The 18,346-nt window shown below is 69.9% G+C and carries 16 protein-coding genes; 5 read left to right on the top strand and 11 right to left on the bottom strand.

The annotated features are described in order from the left end of the window. The first annotated feature begins 389 nt into the window (after positions 1 to 389). The 3 genes from JN22_RS30115 (at position 390) to JN22_RS30125 (ending at position 4,931) form a co-directional block, all read left to right on the top strand. A complete protein-coding gene (locus JN22_RS30115) occupies positions 390 to 2,648 on the top strand; it encodes a sensor histidine kinase (protein WP_143268884.1) in 2,259 nt (752 codons plus the stop codon). Next, positions 2,645 to 3,418, top strand: coding sequence for a response regulator transcription factor (locus JN22_RS30120; RefSeq protein ID WP_223677981.1), 774 nt, complete (start codon positions 2,645 to 2,647; stop codon positions 3,416 to 3,418). The genes JN22_RS30115 and JN22_RS30120 overlap by 4 nt, the downstream gene beginning before the upstream one ends. Before the next feature lie 337 nt (positions 3,419 to 3,755). Continuing rightward, on the top strand, positions 3,756 to 4,931 hold the full coding sequence (locus JN22_RS30125) for a benzoate/H(+) symporter BenE family transporter (RefSeq protein ID WP_449658118.1): 1,176 nt from the start codon (positions 3,756 to 3,758) through the stop codon (positions 4,929 to 4,931). A 287-nt stretch (positions 4,932 to 5,218) separates the two neighbouring features. Here JN22_RS30125 and JN22_RS30130 read toward each other — a convergent pair whose 3' ends face one another. The 11 genes from JN22_RS30130 to JN22_RS30180 form a co-directional block, all read right to left on the bottom strand. Further along, a complete protein-coding gene (locus JN22_RS30130) occupies positions 5,219 to 6,523 on the bottom strand; it encodes an NAD(P)/FAD-dependent oxidoreductase (protein WP_085557617.1) in 1,305 nt (434 codons plus the stop codon). Further along, positions 6,520 to 7,719, bottom strand: a complete 1,200-nt coding sequence (locus JN22_RS30135; protein WP_085557618.1) for a M20 aminoacylase family protein — start codon at positions 7,717 to 7,719, stop codon at positions 6,520 to 6,522. Before JN22_RS30135 ends, JN22_RS30130 begins: the two co-directional genes overlap by 4 nt. Beyond that, the gene (locus JN22_RS30140) at positions 7,716 to 8,285 is read right to left on the bottom strand and encodes an L-2-amino-thiazoline-4-carboxylic acid hydrolase (protein ID WP_085557619.1); all 570 of its coding nucleotides are present in this window, start codon (positions 8,283 to 8,285) and stop codon (positions 7,716 to 7,718) included. Before JN22_RS30140 ends, JN22_RS30135 begins: the two co-directional genes overlap by 4 nt. Before the next feature lie 19 nt (positions 8,286 to 8,304). Beyond that, positions 8,305 to 9,054, bottom strand: a complete 750-nt coding sequence (locus tag JN22_RS30145; protein ID WP_085557620.1) for an ABC transporter ATP-binding protein — start codon at positions 9,052 to 9,054, stop codon at positions 8,305 to 8,307. Then, complete coding sequence (locus tag JN22_RS30150) at positions 9,044 to 9,811, bottom strand: ABC transporter ATP-binding protein (protein ID WP_085557621.1); 768 nt, start codon at positions 9,809 to 9,811, stop codon at positions 9,044 to 9,046. Before JN22_RS30150 ends, JN22_RS30145 begins: the two co-directional genes overlap by 11 nt. A gap of 8 nt (positions 9,812 to 9,819) precedes the next feature. Beyond that, the gene (locus tag JN22_RS30155) at positions 9,820 to 10,887 is read right to left on the bottom strand and encodes a branched-chain amino acid ABC transporter permease (RefSeq protein WP_085557622.1); all 1,068 of its coding nucleotides are present in this window, start codon (positions 10,885 to 10,887) and stop codon (positions 9,820 to 9,822) included. Further along, a complete protein-coding gene (locus tag JN22_RS30160; RefSeq protein ID WP_085557623.1) occupies positions 10,868 to 11,785 on the bottom strand; it encodes a branched-chain amino acid ABC transporter permease in 918 nt (305 codons plus the stop codon). Before JN22_RS30160 ends, JN22_RS30155 begins: the two co-directional genes overlap by 20 nt. 149 nt (positions 11,786 to 11,934) lie before the next feature. Beyond that, the gene (locus JN22_RS30165) at positions 11,935 to 13,059 is read right to left on the bottom strand and encodes an ABC transporter substrate-binding protein (RefSeq protein WP_085557624.1); all 1,125 of its coding nucleotides are present in this window, start codon (positions 13,057 to 13,059) and stop codon (positions 11,935 to 11,937) included. 32 nt (positions 13,060 to 13,091) lie between these two features. Next, positions 13,092 to 13,589, bottom strand: coding sequence for an L-2-amino-thiazoline-4-carboxylic acid hydrolase (locus JN22_RS30170; RefSeq protein ID WP_085557625.1), 498 nt, complete (start codon positions 13,587 to 13,589; stop codon positions 13,092 to 13,094). A gap of 70 nt (positions 13,590 to 13,659) precedes the next feature. Then, entirely contained in the window at positions 13,660 to 14,811 is a 1,152-nt protein-coding gene (locus tag JN22_RS30175) for a PLP-dependent cysteine synthase family protein (RefSeq protein WP_085557626.1), read from the bottom strand. A gap of 7 nt (positions 14,812 to 14,818) precedes the next feature. Beyond that, positions 14,819 to 15,199 (bottom strand): Rid family detoxifying hydrolase, encoded by a 381-nt coding sequence (locus JN22_RS30180; protein WP_085557627.1) that lies wholly within the window; start codon positions 15,197 to 15,199, stop codon positions 14,819 to 14,821. 180 nt (positions 15,200 to 15,379) lie between these two features. On the opposite strand from JN22_RS30180, the gene JN22_RS30185 reads away from it, so the two are divergent. Both JN22_RS30185 and JN22_RS30190 read left to right on the top strand, forming a co-directional pair. Further along, positions 15,380 to 15,850: an Lrp/AsnC family transcriptional regulator gene (locus JN22_RS30185; protein ID WP_137143125.1), complete on the top strand. Its 471-nt coding sequence runs from the start codon at positions 15,380 to 15,382 to the stop codon at positions 15,848 to 15,850. 719 nt (positions 15,851 to 16,569) lie between these two features. Beyond that, entirely contained in the window at positions 16,570 to 18,330 is a 1,761-nt protein-coding gene (locus JN22_RS30190) for a tetratricopeptide repeat protein (protein ID WP_179166307.1), read from the top strand. Positions 18,331 to 18,346 lie beyond the last annotated feature (16 nt).

Raw genomic sequence — 18,346 nt, forward strand, 5'->3', positions numbered from 1 at the left:
TGACGGTGATGCGCATCGAGGTGGGGCCGAAGATCGCGGTCTCGATCTTCGTGCCGTCCGGGCGGGTGACGGTGGCCGAGGTCTGCGCCAGCGCGTCCGACCCGTTCGCCACCGAGGTCAGGAACACACCCGCCATCAGACCGCTGCGCAACAATGATGCCATGCCCAATACTCCCCCAGCCGACGGCGGTGGCGCCGTCCCTTTGCGTTGATCCATTGGGCCGGGCTTATCATGGCAACCACCAGTGGCTGTATCCCCGGAACAGGGGATGCCCTTTGCGTCAAAGCGGCAAGATGTAGCAATGGGCAAGGCGATTTCGTGATGGAGAAATGATGCGATGCGGTATCCTTTGGCATAGAAAGTTTTAACCAACACGCGAGGGGCGAGGATGGTGCGCCGTTGGGGCAGCCCGGTTGCGATGATGGTCGTGGCAACCCTGTTCGCCCTGCTGTGCGCGGCATCCGCCACGGGTCTCGCCGTCCTTCAGCCGTCGCTGGGGCTGTCGCTGCACGCCGGCGACGACGGCAGCGTGATCCTCGATCCGGCGCATGGCCGCAGCGCGGCGGCGGTCGCCGCCGCCTTCGGCCGGGAACCGCCGGTCCCGCTGCGGCTGCTGGCCATCGGCTCCGCCCCGGCGGACGGCGGCGCGGGCGCCGGGCCGCTGCATCCCCTGACCGCCGACGATCTGATCCCGGAACCGGACGCCCTTCCCACCTACGCGGTCCTCGCCGATTTCTTCGGCCGGCAGAGCGTCTACGCGGCCTTGCTGCGGCAGGGGCCGGTGGTCCTGCTGCTGCGCGACGGAACCGGCGCCGAACGCCATGTGGTGGTGACGCTGGAGGAGCGGCGCGGGCTGGGCGATCTTCCCGCCGTCTTCTGGTTCCAGGCGGCGGTGGGCGTGATCGGCCTGCTGATGAGCTGCTGGGTGTGGGCGCTCCGGCCGAACGACCGGGGGGCGCGGCTGTTCGCGCTGGTGGGGCTGTCCATGCTGGGTTTCACCCTGCCCGCCGCCATCTACAGCACCCGCGAGCTGGCGTTGGACGGTTCCCTGTTCCGCGCGCTGTCGGATCTCAACGCCGCGGGGGCCATGACCTTCGGCGCGGCGATGATCGGCGTCTTCCTCAGCTACCCGCGCCGCATCGCCGGACCGGCGGTGCTCGCGCTGCCCTTCGCGGTGTTCGGCGTGTGGCTGCTGGCCCATCTGCTGCGGCTGCCCGAGGGGCACGGCGATGGCGCGCATCTGCCGACCTTGCTGGAGATGCTGTGCATCGTCGGCGCCATCGGGGCGCAATGGTGGGCGACCCGCCGCGATCCGGTCGGCCGCGCCGCCTTGTCCTGGCTGGGCCTGTCGGTGACGGTGGGGGCCGGGGCCTTCGTCACGCTGATGTCGGTGCCGCTGCTGACCGGGCTGACGGCGCCGATCCCCCAGGGCTATGCGTTCGGCTTCTTCCTGCTGATCCACGCCGGCCTGACTCTGGGGCTGCGGCGCTACCGGCTGTTCGAACTGGGCGACTGGGCGTTCCGGGTGATGCTGGCCGCCCTGGGGCTGGTGGCGCTGCTGCTGCTGGACATGGCGCTGGTGGCGACGTTGCAGTTCGACCAGAATCTGGCGCTCGGCCTGTCGCTGCTGGCGGTCGGCTTCCTCTATCTGCCCCTGCGCGACCTGCTGATGCGGCGGCTGGTGGGCCGGCGCACCATTCCCGACGACGAGCTGTTCGACGTGGTGATGGAGGTCGCCTTCACCGCCACCGCCGAACAGCGCGCCGCCGCCTGGACCGGGCTGCTGCGCCGCCTGTTCGATCCCCTGGAGATGGAGCCCTTCGGCACCCCTCCGTCCCGTCCCTCGGTCGGGCAGGACGGTCTGATGCTGGAGCTGCCGCCCACCGCCGGGGCGCCGGGCCTGCGGCTGCGCTACCCGTGGGGCGGGCGCGGGCTGTTCACCCCGGCGCAGCTTTCGACGGCCACGCGGCTGTGCGAGCTGATGGCGCGTGCGGAAAGCGGACGCGAGGCCTATGTCCGGGGGGCCGCCGCCGAGCGGCAGCGGATCGCCCGCGACCTGCACGACGATCTGGGCGCGCGGCTGCTGTCGGCCATGCACCAGTCCGACCTCGACCGGTCCCATGGCATGGTGCGCGAGGCGATGGCCGACGTCCGCACCATCGTCCGAGGCCTGAGCGGGGAGCGGCTGCCGCTCGGCCAGGTGCTGGGCGACCTGCGCCACGAGACGGCGCAGCGGCTGGAGGGCACGGGCATCGCGCTGCATTGGCCGGTCGCCGCCGAGGCGGACCCGGCGGAGGGGCTCCCGGTGGATTACGCCATCTGCCGCACCCTGACCGCCACGCTGCGGGAGGCGGTGAGCAACGCCATCCGCCACGCGGGCGCCACCTCGCTGGCCGTTTCCGCCGGCGTCGCCGGAGGCACCCTGGCGCTGGCGGTCGCCGATGACGGAGCGGGGTTCGACCCGGCCCGCGCCGCCGGTCAGGGACGGGGATTCGGGCTGGGGAACATGGCGGCCCGCGCCGCCGATCTGGGCGGGCGCCTGGACATCACCGCGACGGAGAAGGGAACGCGCATGGAGCTCTCGCTGCCGCTGCCGCTGCCGCTGCCTCTGGCCGTGGCGGCCGAGGGGACCGGCGGCGTTCCGTGAGCCTGTCCGCAACACCCTTTTCCGCCGACGGGCCGGCGCCGCCCCTGACCGGCCTGGTGGTGGAGGACGACGCCGGCACCCGTCCGTGGCTGGTCGATTGCCTGCGCGACGCCTTCGGCGACATTCCCGTCGCCACCGCCGCCGACGTGGCCTCGGCCCGGGCATGGCTGGCCGGATGGGCGGATGCCGAGCCCGGCGGCAGCCTGATCGCGCTGATCGACCTCGGCCTGCCCGACGGGTCGGGGATCGAAATCATCCGGCTCCTGGCCGGCGGCACCCAGGGAAGCGCCCAAGGCGGCACCTGCCGGGACGGCTGGGCGGCGCTGCCGGTGGTGACCTCCATCTACGACGACGACACGCATCTGTTCGACGCCATCGCCGCCGGGGCCGCCGGCTATCTTCTGAAGGATTGCAGCGCCACGGTGATGGTGGATTACCTGCGCCGAATCCAGGCCGGCGAGCCGCCGCTGTCCCCGTCCCTGTCACGCCGGATTCTGGAGCATTTCCGCCGGCAGGCCCCCGCCCTGCCCGCCTCGCCGCCCGTCCAGCCTTCCCCTGCCCCACCTCTCCCGCCGCCGGACACGCTGACTCCGCGGGAGCGCGACGTGCTGGCGCTGCTCGGGCGCGGCCTGCGCTCCGGCGAGGTGGCGGGGGTGCTGAAGCTCAGCGAACACACGGTCGCCAGCCACGTGAAGGCCATCTACAGCAAGCTCAACATCTCCTCCCGCGCCGAGGCGGCGCTCGAAGCCCGCAACCGCGGGCTGGCCTGACATCGGCCCACGCGGCGTTCCGGCCGCGTGGCTCCGGTGGCTTGCGGACCTCCGGGAGGAGGTCCGGTAAATCCGTGACCGCCGCCGGGGAGAGGCAGGCATGAAGCGGCAACGCCGCGTGGGCGGGACGGGCAATCCACGCCGCCGGATTCCGGCTGGGCACGGTTGGGGAAATGGTCTGGATCACCTTGCCGGATTGGATGGGTGCATCCGGCCATTCATTGGGTAGTTGTCAAGGCAACCCATCGCTCTTGCCATGCAAACCCCCAGGGAGCCCATGACGACCATGCCCTCCGGTTCATGTTCCATCCGTCCCCGCGATCTCACGCATCCCATCGTGGCGGGGCTGATCTCCGTCATCGTCAACTACGGCGGCACCTTCATCCTGGTCTTTCAGGCGGCGAAGGTCGCGGGCCTGAGCCCCGAACTCACGGCCTCCTGGGTTTGGTCGGTGTCCATCGGCGTGGGACTGACGGGGCTGTTCCTGAGCTGGCGCCATCGCGAGCCGATCATCACCGCCTGGTCGACCCCGGCGGCGGCGTTCCTCGTCACCGCGCTGGCGACGACTCCCCATGCGGAGGCGGTCGGCGCCTACATGATCTCGGCGGCCGCCTTCGTCGCGCTGGGCCTGTCGGGGTGTTTCGAGAAGGTCATCCGCCTGATCCCGTCCGGCATCGCCTCGGGCCTTCTCGCCGGCATCCTGCTCCAGTTCGGCATCGGCGCCTTCGGCGGTGCGAGCGTCGACCCGCTGCTGGTCGGCCTGCTGATCGTCGCCTATGTCGCGCTGAAGCGTTTCTCCGCCCGTTACGCGATCGTCGGCATCCTGGTGCTCGGGCTTGCCTTCCTGCTGACGCAGGGCCGCGTCGATCTGTCGGGCCTGAGGCTGGAGTTCGCGGCCCCGGTCCTCACCATGCCGGAATTTTCGTTGAACGCGCTGCTGTCCGTCGCGCTGCCGCTGTTCCTGATCACGCTGACCGGCCAATACATGCCGGGAATGCTGGTCCTGCGGAACGACGGCTTCACGACCAGCGCCAACCCCATCGTGACCGTGACGGGGCTCGGCTCACTCGTCATGGCCCCGTTCGGTTCCCACGCCTTCAACATCGCCGCCATCACGGCGGCGATCGCCACCGGCAAGGAGGCGCACGAGGACCCGTCCAAGCGCTGGATCGCCGGGGTTGCGGCGGGCTGCTTCTATGTGCTGGTCGGCCTGTTCGGCGTGACGCTGGCCGCCGTCTTCATGGCGTTCCCCGCGACCTTCATCACCACGCTCGCCGGTCTGGCGCTGCTTGGCACCATCGGCGGCAGCCTCGCGGGGGCGATGGCCGATCCGACCACCCGCGAGGCGTCGCTGATCACCTTCCTGGCGTCCGCCGCGAACATCACGCTGCTCGGCATCGGCGGGGCGTTCTGGGGCCTGTTGATCGGCTTGATCGCCTCCCTCATCCTCAACGGGCGGCTGCCGCGCCGCGAGCGCGGCGGTCTGTCCGTCGGCGCGGAGCCCGCAAGGTGAGGCGGCGGGTTTCCCGTGGCGGTCTCGTCCATGCTCTTCACGGAGACGGCCATCATCCCGCCTTATCGAAGGCGAAGCTTTCGGTTTCGTCGTCGCAGGTGAACAGTCTGGCATAGCGTGCCCAGCCGGTGACGGCCTTCAGGGTCTCGCCGGCGTAGGCATCGCTCATGAAGGCTTGCAGCTCCGTCCGGACGCGCGCCGCCGGAGGCGCCGAAGGCGCGCCGGTGAGGTTCAGCGAACCATGAACCTGGCGCGGCGGGCAGGCCCGGCCTGTCCGCCGCCCGTCCTCAATCCGTCCGGTCCAGCCGGCGCAGATGCAGCATGTAGAGCCGGGCGAAGCGCGTCACCAGATCATGGAACGGCAGCGGCTTCACCGGGGTGAAGGGCAAGGCCAGCTCCGACGCACCCGTTCCCATGGCGTGACGCGCCAGCTCCCGGCCCACGGCGGTGCCCAGCGCCATGCCGCGGCCGTTGTAGCCCACCGCCCCGGTCACGCCCGGCGCCAGCTCGTGGAAATGGGGCCGGAAATCGGCGGTCATCGCCAGATGACCGCTCCAGCTCCGCGCGATGGCCGGATCGCCGGCCTGGGGGAAGACGTGGCGGATGCGCGCGCGCGTCCGCTCCCGCGCCCGCCGTTCGGCATCCGCCGACCGCACCAGCGTGCAGCCGGAAACCAGCCGGTTGTCGGCGGTCCAGCGGAAGAAATGCAGGTCGCCGCGGGTGTCGCTGCACGCCATGTCGGAGGGCAGCACGCTGGCGCGCAGGGCGGCGGGCAGAGGTTCCGTCGCCATCTGGAAGTTCAGCACCGGCACGATGGAGCGGCGCAGCCCCGGCCACAGATCGTCGGTGTAGGCGTTGGTCGCCAGAACGACGCGGTCGGCGGTCACGCAGCCCCGCGGCGTGGTCAGCCGCCAGGCGGATCCGATGCGGTCGATGGCGGCGACGGGGGTGTCGCCGTGGACGGCGACGCCCAGCCCGATGGCGGCCCGCGCCATTTCGCGGGCCAGCGACAGCGGGTTCACATGGCCGCCGGTCGGGGCCACCATGGCGCCGTGCCAGAAGCGCGTGCCCAGCGCCCGCTCCGTCTGCGCCGTGTCGAGCAGGGCGACCTCCGCTCCCAGCGCCTGCCACTGGGCGACCCGGCGTTCCGCCGCCGCCATGCGGCCCGGCCGGTGGGCCGGCTGAATCCAGCCTTTCTGCACGGCGTCGCACCGCATCTGGTGGCGTTCGACGAGGTCGAAAACCAAGGCCGCCGCTCCGCCAACCATGCGGGCCAGCGCCGACCCCTTCGCCTCGCCGTAGGCCGCCGTCAGGTTGACGGGATCGAGCCGCGACAGTGTCGGGATGATCTGGCCGTTGTTGCGCCCCGACCCGCCGAAGCCCGGTTCGCGCGCCTCCAGCACCGCCGTGCGGACGCCCCGCTCGGCCAGATGGATCGCCGTGGACAGGCCGGTGACGCCCGCCCCGACCACCGCCACATCCACCCGCAGCGCCCCGTCCAGCGGGCCGGTTTCGGGACCGGCGACGGCGCTCGCCGCCCAGTGGGACTCCGGCGTCGGGGCATCCGGCAGCGGTTTGAGAAGCGCGCTCATCGCGTCTCCTCCTCCACCAGCAGCGTCTTCGCCAGCGCCACCCAATAGCTGGCGCCGATGGCCAGGTTGGCGTCGTTGAAATCGTAGCCCGGGTTGTGGAGCAGGCAGCCGCCGTCCGTCGGCCCGTTGCCGAGCCAGACATAGCAGCCGGGCCGCTCCTTCAGCATGAAGGCGAAGTCCTCCGCCCCCATGGAGGGCATCGGATCGTGGTCGATGTTCTCCTCCCCGACCAGCGCGGCGGCGACGCGGGCGCACAGCGCGGTCTCGGCGGCGCTGTTGACGGTCGCCGGGTAGCGCCGCTCGTAGCGCACGCTGGCGGTGCAGCCGAAGGCGGCGGCGGTGTGCTCGGCCAGCGCGCGCAGCCGCGCCTCGACCACGTCCTGCACCTCCTCCTTGAAGGCACGGACGGTGCCGCGCAGCGTGACCTCCGCCGGGATGACGTTCCAGGTGTCGCCGCCGGTGATCCAGGTGGTGGAGACCACCGCGCTGTCAAGCGGATGCAGGCTGCGGCCCGGAATGGTTTGCAGGGTGGTCAGCAGATGGCCGGCGGCGGTCATCGGGTCGTGGCCCAGATGCGGCATGGCGGCGTGGCTGCCCTTGCCGTGGACGATCACCTCGAAGATGTCGTAGCTGCCCATCATCGGTCCCGGCCGGAGCGCGATCCGTCCCAGCGGCAGGCCCGGCCAGTTGTGCATGCCGTAGACGCCCTCCACCGGGAACCGCTCGAACAGCCCCTCGGCGATCATCTCGCGGGCGCCGCCCTCGTTCTCCTCCGCCGGCTGGAAGATGACGCGCAGGGTCCCGGCGAAGTCGGGATCGTCGGCCAGGATCTTCGCGGCCCCCAGCAGCATGGCGGTGTGGCCGTCATGGCCGCAGGCGTGCATCCGGCCCGGATTGACCGAGCGGTGGGCGAAGCCGTTGGTCTCGTGGATGTGCAGGGCGTCCATGTCGGCGCGCAGCGCGATGGCGCGGCCGCCGGGGCGGCGGCCCCTCAGCGTGCCGACCACGCCGGTGCGCCCCAGCCCCGTCGCCACCTCCAGCCCGAAGGCGCGCAGCTTGTCGGCGACGAAGGCGGCGGTCTCATGCTCCTCGAAGGCGGTTTCGGGATGGGCGTGCAGATGATGCCGCCATTGCCGCATCTCCGGGGCCAGGGCCTCGGCGGCGGGATGCGGGCGGACGTTCGCGGGGATGGTCATTCCGGAGACTCCTGGGATCCGCCCGCCGGCAGGCTGTAGCGGAAGTCGCAGTGGCTGGCGCCCTGCATGATGGTCTGGGTGCGGGTGAAGCGGACGTCGGGCCGGTAGCCGCACATGAACTCGCCGTCCCGGTTGCAGGACAGGATGTCGCCGATCTCCTCCACGCCCATGGCGCGGTAGCTTTCGGCGTAGCGGCAGCGGGTGACGTTGAAGCCCAGCCGGTCGGGCGCGCTCTCGATCACCTCCAGCCGCAGGGCGTCCCCGGCGGTCCACAGGGCCAGCCGTTCGTGGAAGGTGGCGAGGTCGGCGGTGCCACGGGTGGCGCGGTCCTCCGCGGCCATGGCGGCGCCGGCCTCGCGGGCCATCGCCTCGATGGCGCGGGCGAGCACGGCGCGCGCCCGCTCCCGCCCGATCTCGGGCAGGAGCTGGTCGTAGAGCGCCTTGGCGAAGGCCGCCTCGATGCGCCGCCGCTCCAGGATGGGGAGGGGAGCGGCGGCCGGGCTGTTTCCGGTGCCGGTGGCGCTGTCAGTGGTGGTGTCGGTGGCGCTGTCGGTGTCGGTGGTCATCGCTGCGGTCCTTTCTCCGTCAGCCGCCGAGATAGGCCGCCCGCACGCGCGGGTCGGCGGCCAGATCGGCGGCGTTGCCCGACAATGTCACCCTCCCTGCCTCCATGACATAGGCGTGATCGGCGACGCGCAGCGCGGCGCGGGCGTTCTGCTCCACCAGCAGGATCGAGGTGCCCTCGCCGCGGATCTGGACCAGCAGGTCGAAGATCTGCTTCACCACCATCGGCGCGAGGCCGAGCGACGGCTCGTCCAGCAGCAGCAGCCGGGGCTTCGACATCAGGGCGCGGGCGATGCACAGCATCTGCTGCTCGCCGCCCGACAGCGATCCCGCCTTCTGGACCAGCCGCTCGCGCAGGCGGGGGAACAGCTCCAGCATCCGCTCCATCCGGGCGGCGCGGTCGTGGCGCAGCGTCCGCCCCCCCAGCAGCAGGTTCTCCCGCACCGTCATGGTGCCGAAGATCTGCCGTCCCTCCGGCGCCTGGGCGAGGCCCCGCCGCACCACCTCGTGGCTGGGGCTGCCGGTCATGTCCTGGCCGTCGAAGACGGTGGCGCCGCCGCTGGTCCGGTAGATGCCCGACAAGGCGCGCATCAGCGTGGTCTTGCCCACGCCGTTGGCGCCCAGCACGGCGACGATCGCCCCCTCGGCGACGTCGAGCGAGACGCCGCGCAGGATCTCCTGCGGCCCCATGCGCACCGTCAGGTCGCGGACCTCCAGGATGCGGCGCCCGGCGACGGCGGTGGCGGCGGGCTGTGCTCCGTCAAGCGGCATCGTCTTCCACTCCCAGATAGGCTTCGAGGACGGCGGGGTCGCGCTGCACCGCCTCGGGCGTGCCGTCGGCGATCTTGCGGCCGGAGGCCAGGACGATGACGCGGCTGCAACTTCCCATCACCAGCCCCATGTCGTGCTCGACCAGAAGCACGGTGACGCCGCCCGCGTGCAGGCGGCGGATGAAGTCGGCCAGCTCCGCCGTCTCGGTGTCGTTCAGGCCCGCCGCCGGCTCGTCGAGGATCAGCAGCCGGGGCGAGGTCGCCAGGGCGCGGGCGATCTCCAGATACTTGCGCTTGCCGTAGGACAGGTTGGCGGCGATATCCCCCGCCTGGGCGGTCAGCCCGACGCGCTCCAGCGCCTCCCAGCTCCGCTCGCTGACCGCGCGGCTGTGGGCGCCGCCGTTGAACAGCGCCCGCCAGGGCGACTGGCCGAAGGCGCCGACCGCCCCGACCGACACGTTGTCGAACACCGTCATGTTCGGGAAGACGCGCAGGTTCTGGAAGGTGCGGCCCATGCCCATGCGGGCGATCTGCCAGGGCTTGCGGCCCGTGACGTCCTGCCCGTCGAAGGTCACGGTGCCGTCCGACGGCGGGGTGAAGCCGGTGATCAGGTTGAACAGGGTGGTCTTGCCGGCGCCGTTGGGGCCGATCAGCCCGACCAGCTCGCCCTTGGCGATGGTGGCGCTGACGTCGCTGACCGCCAGCAGGCCGCCGAAACGCCGGGTCAGCCCCTGGATGGACAGAAGCGTGTTGCTCATGATCCGCCTCACTTCCAGCCGACGGGCGTGCCGCCGGCGATGGTGGCCCAGCCGCGGGAGAAGGAGCGGCGGACGAAACCCAGCGCGGTGCCTTCGGCCAGCATGCCCTTGGGCAGCAGCAGGATGGACAGGAACATGGTCGCCCCGACGGCGATCATGCGGTAATCGCCGATGTCGCGCAGCGCCTCCGGCAGGACGATCATGAACAGGGCGCCGACGACGGCGCCGGGAAGGCTGCCCAGCCCGCCGACCACCACCATCGCCAGGATCAGGATCGACTCCATGAAGCGGAAATTGTCCGGCGCGATGTAGGCGGAGGTGTGGGCCAGCAGCGCCCCGGCGACGCCGGCGAAGAAGGTGGCGACGACGAAGGACTCGATCTTCAGCCGCTCGACGTTGATGCCCATGCTGTCGGCGCACTGGTCGTCCTCGCGCAGCGCCCGCAGCGCGTTGCCGTAGTAGGAGTGGGTCAGCCGGTGCAGCACCCAGACGCAGGCGACGGCGATGACCGCGACCGCCAGATAGCGGCTGAGCAGCGTGTCGGCCTGCCAGCCGAGCAGCCCGATCGGCGGGATGCCGCGGATGCCCATCGGGCCGCGGGTGAGATCGATCCAGTTCAGCAGGATCACGTAGATCATCTCGCCGATGCCCAGCGTGGCGACGGCGAAATAGATGCTGACCAGCCGCATGGTCGGCAGCGCCACCAGGAAACCGAACAGCGCGGCGATCAGCCCCGCCGCCGGCAGCGTGACGATGAAGGGCAGGCCGAGCCGGGTGGACAGCAGCGCCGCCGCGTAGGCGCCGATGCCGTAGAAGGCGGCGTGGCCGATCGACAGCAGCCCGGCGGTGCCCGTCACATGGTTCAGGCTGGCCGACAGGATCACGAAGATCATCGTCGTGATGGCGATCTGGGCGAGGTAGCTGGACCCGGTCCCGACGATCGCGGCGGGCACGGCGCCGAAGGCGACCGCCAGCAGAAGCAGCGTCCAGGCGAACCGCCGGCCCCGCCCGGAAAACGCGGCGGGCGGCGCGAGGGTGTCCGGCATCAGCCGGGCGTCAGGCACGTTCACGTCCATGTCCGAACAATCCTTGCGGGAAGAAGACCAGCGTGATGACCAGAAGGCTGTAGGTGATCAGATCCTTCCAGCCGCTCGACAGGAACTCGGTCGCGATGCTTTCCGACACGCCGAGCAGCAGGGCGCAGGCGACCGCCCCCGGAATGCTCGACAGGCCGCCCATCACCATGGCGACGAAGGCCTTCACGCCCGGCGCGAAGCCCATGTGCGGCGAGATCGCGCCGTCGTAGAGGCCGACCAGGATTCCCGCCGTGGCGCCCAGCATCGAGCCGACGGCGAAGGTGGTGACGATGGTGCGGTCGGTGTTGATGCCGACGTAGCGCGCGCCGAGCTGGTTGTTGGACACGGCGCGGATGCCGAGGCCGGTCTGGGTGCGGTAGAGCAGGAACTGCAACGCGCCCAGCATGACGGCGGAGGTGGCGAAGATGACCAGGCTGCCGCTGGCGACCATGATCGGCCCGATGGCGACCGGCTGTTGCAGCAGGTAGCCGGACGGGATGCCCTGCATGTCGCCGCCGAAGATGTGCATCATGATCTCGCGCGCGACGATCGACACGGCGAGGGAGGAGAGCAGCGTCGCCTCGCGCATGGCGCGGGATTTCTGGCTGGCCTCGTCGGTGAAGCGGCGGAAGGGACGGAAGGCGAGGCGCTCCAGCCCGACGCCGGAGGCGGCCCCCACCGCCAGCACCAGCGGCACCACCGCCAGCAGCGGCGGGGCCAGCGCGGTGATGACCATCAGGCCGACGAAGGCGCCGATGGTGTAGACCTCGCCATGGGCGAAGTTGACGACGTTCAGGACACCGAAGATCAGCGTGAAGCCGATCGCCATCAGGGCATAGACGCACCCGATGGACAGGCCGTTGATGACCTGCTGAAGGAAGAAGACATCGAAGACCATGGCGTGCTCCAGGCTTCGGGGAGCGCGCCCGCCGGTTCCGGCGGAGCGCGCACCACGGCGTGTGTCACCGAAAAGCGGATCGGAGAGGGCGGTCGGGAAGGCTTCGGGGCGTGCCGGGGCTTCCCGGCGGTTCGCCGGTCAGGGGCCGGTCAGGGGCCGGCGACCACCTGGAAGCGGCCGTCCTTCACCGTCATCCTGGCCAGCGCCTTCGTCGGCTCGCGGGTGACGGGGTCGAAGCTGGTGGCGCCGGTCACGCCGGGATAGCCGGTGGTCGCGGCCAGCGCGTCGCGCAGGCTCTCGCGCGTCACCGACGGGCCGGCCTTGGCGATGGCGTCCAGCATGATGCCGACCGCGTCGTAGGCCTGGGCGGCGAACATGCCGGGCTCGGACTTGAAGCGCGCGGCGTACTCCTTCACGAAGGTCTGCACCGCCGGGTCGGGGTTGTCGGGCGTAAAGGTGGTGGCGAGGTGCAGCCCCTCGACCGATTCACGCCCCAGCTCGATCAGCTTGGGCGAATAGAGGGAACTGGTGCCGTAGAGCGGGATCTTGATGCCGAGCTGCTCGCGCTGCTGGGCGAAGGCGGCCCCCTCCTCGTAGAACATGGCGAGGTAGATCACGTCCGGCTTCTGCCGGGCGACCTTGGTCAGGATGGAGCGAAAATCGCGGTTGCCGGGGTTGAACGCCTCGGTGGCGGTGATCGTGCCGCCCTTGGCCTTGAAGCCGCCGACGAAGCCGTCGAGCGCCGAGATTCCCCAGTCGTTCTGGATGTAGATCACCGCCGCCGTCTTCTTGCCCGCCGCCAGGATCCAGTCGGCGTTGTACGGGCCTTCGAAGGCCTGGGTGGTGATGTTGCGGAACTGCCAGGGGCTGAGCTTGGTGAAATCGGGGTGCGAGGCGGTCTGCGAGAGTTGCGGCATCTTCTCCGCCGCGTAGATCTCGCCCGCCGCCATTGACACGGTGGAGGAGAAATCGCCGATCACCCCGACGATCTTGGAATTGTCGAGGAACTTGTGCGCGATGTTGCGCGCCTCCTTGGGATCGTCCTTGCTGTCCTCGAAGGCGATGGCGACCTTGGCGCCGGCCAGCTTGCCCGAGGCGTTGAACGCCTCCAGCTTGATCTGGGCGGCGTTGCGGAACATCTCGCCATACTGGCTGCGGTCGCCGCTGAGCGGCGCCTGGTAGCCGATGACGATCTCGCGGTCGGTGGCCTGGACGGCGGTGCCGGTGGCCAGCATGGCGCCCAGAACGGCGCCGAGAACGGCGTGCTTCCTCATGATTCGATTCCCCTGTCGGCGAGGCTGGACGGTCAGTTCGCGGCGGCCGGGGCGGCGGCGCCCGGCGTGATCGTCAGGTGGCAGCAGGTGCTGCGGCCCGGCTTCCAGGTATCGACCTCGATCTCGAAGCCGGCGGTCTCGAAGGTGCCCTTGTCGACCGCGCCGGCGAGCTCGCAGAGCGTCTCGACCGTCTCCGCCGGCAGGTTGGCCTCCAGCCAGGCTTCCTTCAGGGGGCAGGTGTGGAAGCGGATCTCCAGCACCTCGTCGGTGCAGCGCACGACTTCCGGGCCGAACTGGACCTCGGCGTCGGGAATGAATTTCAGGAAGGAGTCCCGCAGGCCGGCCAGATCGGACGGGGCGTGCGGCGCGAAGTTGTGGGCGATGGCCGCACCCCGGCGATAGATGGTGCGCGCCATGATCTCCCTGGCCTTCTCCTCGCCGATCTCCTTGCGCATTTCGTCGAAGGCCGCTTCATAGACCATCGCGCGGCTCTTCATCGCGTTGCGCAGAAGTGTGCGAAACTCGTCCATCGGTGATTGCTCCTGTTCTTGCCAAGTGTCTTGCGGTGGCGATTTTTTTGTTTTCAACGGCTTTTTTGATTCAGAGCGACGGGCCGCCCCGAAGGAAGGCCTCGATCCGCGCCTCGTCGGCGGCGGTGTCGAAACCGGCCCGCCCCATCCAGGCGTCGTCGTGGTAGGTGTTGCGGTAGCGCTCGCCGGAGTCGCAGATCAGCGTCACCAGCGAACCGGCCCGCCCGGCGTCGCGCATCCGTCCGGCGATCCAGCACAGCCCGAAGAAGTTGGTCCCGGTGGACCCGCCGACCATCCGGCCCAGCCGCCGCGACAGCACCCGCATCGCCGCCAGCGACGCGACGTCGGGCACCTTGATCATCTGGTCGACGACCTCGGGGATGAAGGACGGTTCGACGCGGGGGCGCCCGATGCCCTCGATCCGCGACCCGCGCTCGCAGGTGATGGCGGCGTCGCGGTGGACGAAGCTGTCGTAGAAGACCGAATGCTCGGCGTCCGGAACGCACAGCCGGGTGGGCAGGTGGCGGTAGCGGATGTGGCGCCCGATGGTGGCCGCGGTGCCGCCGGTGCCGGCGCTCATCACGATCCAGTCCGGCACCGGATGGCGCTCGCCGCGCATCTGGCCGAGGATCGACTGGGCGATGTTGTCGGTCCGCCAGTCGGTCGCCCGCTCGGCGTAGGTGAACTGGTCGAGATAGACGCCGCCGAGCCGGGCCGCCAGCCCCGCCGCCTCGGCGTAGATGGCCTTGGGCGATTCGACGAAATGGCAGCGTCCGCCATGGAGTTCGATGGCCGCGATCTTTTCGTCCGAGGTGCCGCGCGGCATCACCGCGTGGAACGGCAGATCCAGCAGCCGGGCGAAATAGGCTTCCGACACGGCGGTGGACCCCGACGACGCCTCGATCACCGGAGTCCCCTCGCCGATCCGCCCGTTGCAGATGGCGAACAGCAGCAGCGACCGCGCGACGCGGTGCTTCAGGCTGCCGGTGGGGTGGGTCGATTCGTCCTTCAGGTAGATGTCGATCCCGGACAGTTCCGGAACGTCGAGCGTCAGCAGCGGCGTGTCGGGCGACCGCGCCGCCTCGGTCTCCAGCCGCTCGATCGCACGCCGGGTCCAGTCGCGGCCGCTGGACTCGGGCAGCGCGGTGAAGTCGAGGCGGAACGGCTGTCGGATCGAACCGGCGCCGGGTTGAAGCGGCACGGTCTGCGCGGAAGCGGTCATGTCACCCTCAAAGCGCGATGACGGCGTCGATTTCGACCGACGCGCCGAGCGGCAGGGCCGACACCTCGACGGTCGAGCGGGCCGGGAACGGCGCCTGGAAGAAGCCGGCGTAGACCTCGTTCACCGCCTTGAACTGGCCGAGGTCGGTCACGTAGACGGTCGTCTTCACCGCCTTCGACAGGCTGGTTCCGGCGGCTTCGGCGATCGCCGCGATGTTGGTCAGGCTGCGCGCCGCCTGGGCGGGGGCGTCCGGGCCCGCGAAGGCCCCGGTGGCCGGGTCGATCGGCAACTGGCCGGACACGAACAGCAGCCCCCCGGCGATGCGGGCCTGGGCGTAGGGGCCGACGGCGGCCGGGGCTTTGTCCGTGGCGATGGTGTCGGTCGTCATCCTGGTCTTTCCTGTCTGTGTCCCGTGGTGGCGATTCCCGCCTGCCCAACGGCCGGGCGGTCTGCCCGCGAAGGCGGCATGCGGGTGCACGCGAAATCCTCAAAGCGAAAAAGCTTTCCTCCAGCCCAGCTAGGTGAGCAAAATCATCCGCCCCAACCGTGAAGGCCCCGAGCAGACCCGATGACCATCGACGCCACCGACCGGAAGATCCTGGCCGCCCTTCAGGCTGACGCGACGCTGTCGCTCGCCGACCTCGGCAAGCAGGTCGGCCTGTCCGCCACCCCCTGCTGGCGCCGTGTGCAACGCCTTGAACAGGAAGGCTATGTCCGTCGCCGCGTGGCGCTGTTGGATCGGGCGAAGCTGAACGTCGACGTGACCGTCTTCGTGGCCGTCCGAACCAGCAAGCATTCGGCGGAATGGCTGGAGGAGTTCCGCCGCGTGGTGGCCGACATACCGGAGGTTGTCGATCTCTACCGCTTGAGCGGCGAAATCGATTATCTGCTTCGGGTGGTTATCCCGGACATCAAGGCCTATGACGCCTTTTATCGAAAGCTCATCGAGCGCATCGAGCTTCAGGACGTCTCGTCAATGTTCGCCATGGAGGAAATGAAATCGACAACGGAAGTCCCCCTGTCTTACGTAAAGACTTAGATTTCGAGAGTCTTTACTTGTTAATTTTCTTTTTTAACTCGAGATTTTGTCGCTTTCGCGAAGGCGCTGTAGTGATCATGAATATGTCATGGTTCTCGTGAGATTTTTTCACTTTTTTGGCTGAGGGGGCGTTCGTATATGAAAAATTTTTTCTCTCATCATTCATTTCCCGCAAAATTCTTCCATGAATGAGGGCTTGGTGTGGAGCGGGCGCCTGGGCGTCCCGGCCCGGCTTCCCGCCCGGGGCCTGAGAGGGTTCGCGTTTCCCGGACAGGCTCGCTCCTGGTCTGCCCCGTGGACGCTGGATCGGCGGATCGAAACCAACGCGCGTTGCCGCCGGATCGTCAGGCGTGGCGATTCGCCTCGATCGGCTCCCGCCTCCGACCGATGCTCGTCGACCGGAGGCCTTGCGCAAGGAAACCGCTCCACCACCGACACCGCAGGATCCCAGCCGCGCGCCGTTCCGCGTTCTCAGGCCGAATTCCACACCGACGTCGTGGAAAGTGATATGTGTTTCAATGGATTTCCTGGCGCAGCAGAGACGGGGTGAGGACATGGGCCAGCAGGCCTTCAAGCCTGAGGGCGGGGAGCATGCAGGGGCCGCGCGGCTTGACGTAAGGTCGATGCTTGCCTCTGCGGTCGCCCGGCACAAAGCGGGGGATTCGGCGGCGGGTGACTTGTACCGGGCCATTCTTTCGGCCGAACCGTCGCATGGGGATGTGCTCCACCTGCTTGGCGTGACGGCGTTGCAGGCCGGGGCGGCGGAGATCGCCGGCCGTTGGCTGCGCCGGGCGCTCACGGTCGACAGGACGCAGGCCTATTATCGCAACAGCCTTGGCGAGGCTTTGCGCGCGCTCGGCCGGCCGGACGAGGCGCGGGATCAGTACCGCCTGGCCCTCACGCTCAGTCCGGCCTATCCGGAAGCGCTCGCCAATCTTCTCAGGCACCCCCGGCCGGACGACAACGCGCCGGCCCTGCTGGAGCGCTTCTGCCGGCTTCGTCTGGCCGCGGCGAGCGAGATCCTGGCGGTCGCCGACTCCCGCTTGCTCTCGGGACGGCTGGCCGACGCTAAACTCGCCTACCGGGCGGCGGTGGCGCTGGAGCCGGCGACGGTGCAGGCCTACGTCAATCTCGGCGCGACCGCCTCCCGGGAAAAGAACCACGCCCAGGCTGCCGGGGCCTACCGCCGCGCCTTGTGCCTGTCCCCCGATCATCCCGGAGCCTGGAACAACCTCGCCAGCGCGGTGTGGGAATTGAACGACGGCCCGGGCGCCGCCGGCTTCTGCCGCCGCTCCGTGGCGCTCAAACCGGACCATCCCGACCCCTACGCCAACCTCGGCTACATCCAGCGGTCGCAAGCCCGCAACGGTGACGATTTCGCCGAGGCGGCGACGCTGTGCCGGAGAGCCCTGCAACTCAAGCCGTCGCATATCTCGGCGCTGAACAATCTCGGCATCGTCAACCTCGACCTCGGCCGGCTGGACGAGGCGGAGCGCCTGTTCCGCCGCACGCTGGACGCGGAACCGACGCATCCCGATGCGCGCTTCAACCTGTCGCTGGCGCTGCTCAAGGCCGGCCGCCTCAAGGAGGGCTGGGATTTTTACGAGGCCCGCTGGGAAACGGGTCAGCTCCCGGCGGTGAACGCGCAGCTGCGGGCCTGGCGGGGCGAGCCGCTGAACGGCGCCACCATCCTGCTGCACGCCGAACAGGGGCATGGCGACACCCTGCATTTCGTCCGCTACGCACCGTTGGTCGCGGCGCAGGGCGGGCGCGTGGTGCTGGCGGTCCAGCCGGCGCTGAAGCGGCTGGTCGCCGGCATGCCCGGTGTGGCCGCGGTCCATGCGCTGACCGAGGCCTTCCCGGTTCCGGACTTCCACTGCCCGCTGATGAGCCTGCCGCGGCTGCTCGGCACCGAGCTGGGCACGATCCCCGGCGGCACTCCCTATCTTCACCCGCCGGCCGAGGCGATCGACAAATGGCTGGGCCAGCCCCTGCCGGGCGCCGGGCTGCGGGTCGGGCTGGTGTGGTCGGGCGATCCCCGGCCGGGCCTGCTGCGCGCGAACCTGACCGACCGTCGGCGCAGCATGACCCTGCGCGATCTGGCGCCGCTGGCCGAGGTGCCGAACCTGCGCTTCGTGAACCTGCAAATGGGCGGTCCGGCGGCGCAGCTTGCCGATCCGCCGGCGGGAATGGACATCCACGATCCGATGGGAGCCGTCACCGATTTCGCGGACACGGCGGCGCTGGTTCTGCGGCTGGATCTCGTGATCACCGTGGACACCTCGGTCGCCCATCTCGTCGGGGCGCTCGGCAAGCCGGTCTGGGTCTTGTCGCGCTATGACGGCTGCTGGCGTTGGCTCCAGGACCGCGACGACACGCCCTGGTACCCGACGATGCGGCTCTTCCGCCAGACCATGTCGGGGGACTGGAGCGACGTGGGGCGGCGTGTCGCGGACGCCCTGCGCACGCTGGTGGCCTGAGCGTCGCGACGAGGGG

It is taken from the genome of Azospirillum agricola (genome assembly GCF_020005195.1).
Taxonomy (GTDB): Bacteria; Pseudomonadota; Alphaproteobacteria; order Azospirillales; family Azospirillaceae; genus Azospirillum; species Azospirillum agricola.

Bases quoted from the DNA above. Each gene is read 5' to 3' on its own strand.
- JN22_RS30130 (WP_085557617.1), bottom strand. From the start codon at position 6,523: ATGAGCGCGCTTCTCAAACCGCTGCCGGATGCCCCGACGCCGGAGTCC.
- JN22_RS30170 (WP_085557625.1), bottom strand. From the start codon at position 13,589: ATGGACGAGTTTCGCACACTTCTGCGCAACGCGATGAAGAGCCGCGCG.
- JN22_RS30185 (WP_137143125.1), top strand. From the start codon at position 15,380: ATGACCATCGACGCCACCGACCGGAAGATCCTGGCCGCCCTTCAGGCT.
- JN22_RS30115 (WP_143268884.1), top strand. From the start codon at position 390: ATGGTGCGCCGTTGGGGCAGCCCGGTTGCGATGATGGTCGTGGCAACC.
- JN22_RS30135 (WP_085557618.1), bottom strand. From the start codon at position 7,719: ATGACCATCCCCGCGAACGTCCGCCCGCATCCCGCCGCCGAGGCCCTG.
- JN22_RS30160 (WP_085557623.1), bottom strand. From the start codon at position 11,785: ATGGTCTTCGATGTCTTCTTCCTTCAGCAGGTCATCAACGGCCTGTCC.
- JN22_RS30145 (WP_085557620.1), bottom strand. From the start codon at position 9,054: ATGCCGCTTGACGGAGCACAGCCCGCCGCCACCGCCGTCGCCGGGCGC.
- JN22_RS30165 (WP_085557624.1), bottom strand. From the start codon at position 13,059: ATGAGGAAGCACGCCGTTCTCGGCGCCGTTCTGGGCGCCATGCTGGCC.
- JN22_RS30175 (WP_085557626.1), bottom strand. From the start codon at position 14,811: ATGACCGCTTCCGCGCAGACCGTGCCGCTTCAACCCGGCGCCGGTTCG.
- JN22_RS30140 (WP_085557619.1), bottom strand. From the start codon at position 8,285: ATGACCACCGACACCGACAGCGCCACCGACACCACCACTGACAGCGCC.
- JN22_RS30155 (WP_085557622.1), bottom strand. From the start codon at position 10,887: ATGGACGTGAACGTGCCTGACGCCCGGCTGATGCCGGACACCCTCGCG.
- JN22_RS30150 (WP_085557621.1), bottom strand. From the start codon at position 9,811: ATGAGCAACACGCTTCTGTCCATCCAGGGGCTGACCCGGCGTTTCGGC.
- JN22_RS30180 (WP_085557627.1), bottom strand. From the start codon at position 15,199: ATGACGACCGACACCATCGCCACGGACAAAGCCCCGGCCGCCGTCGGC.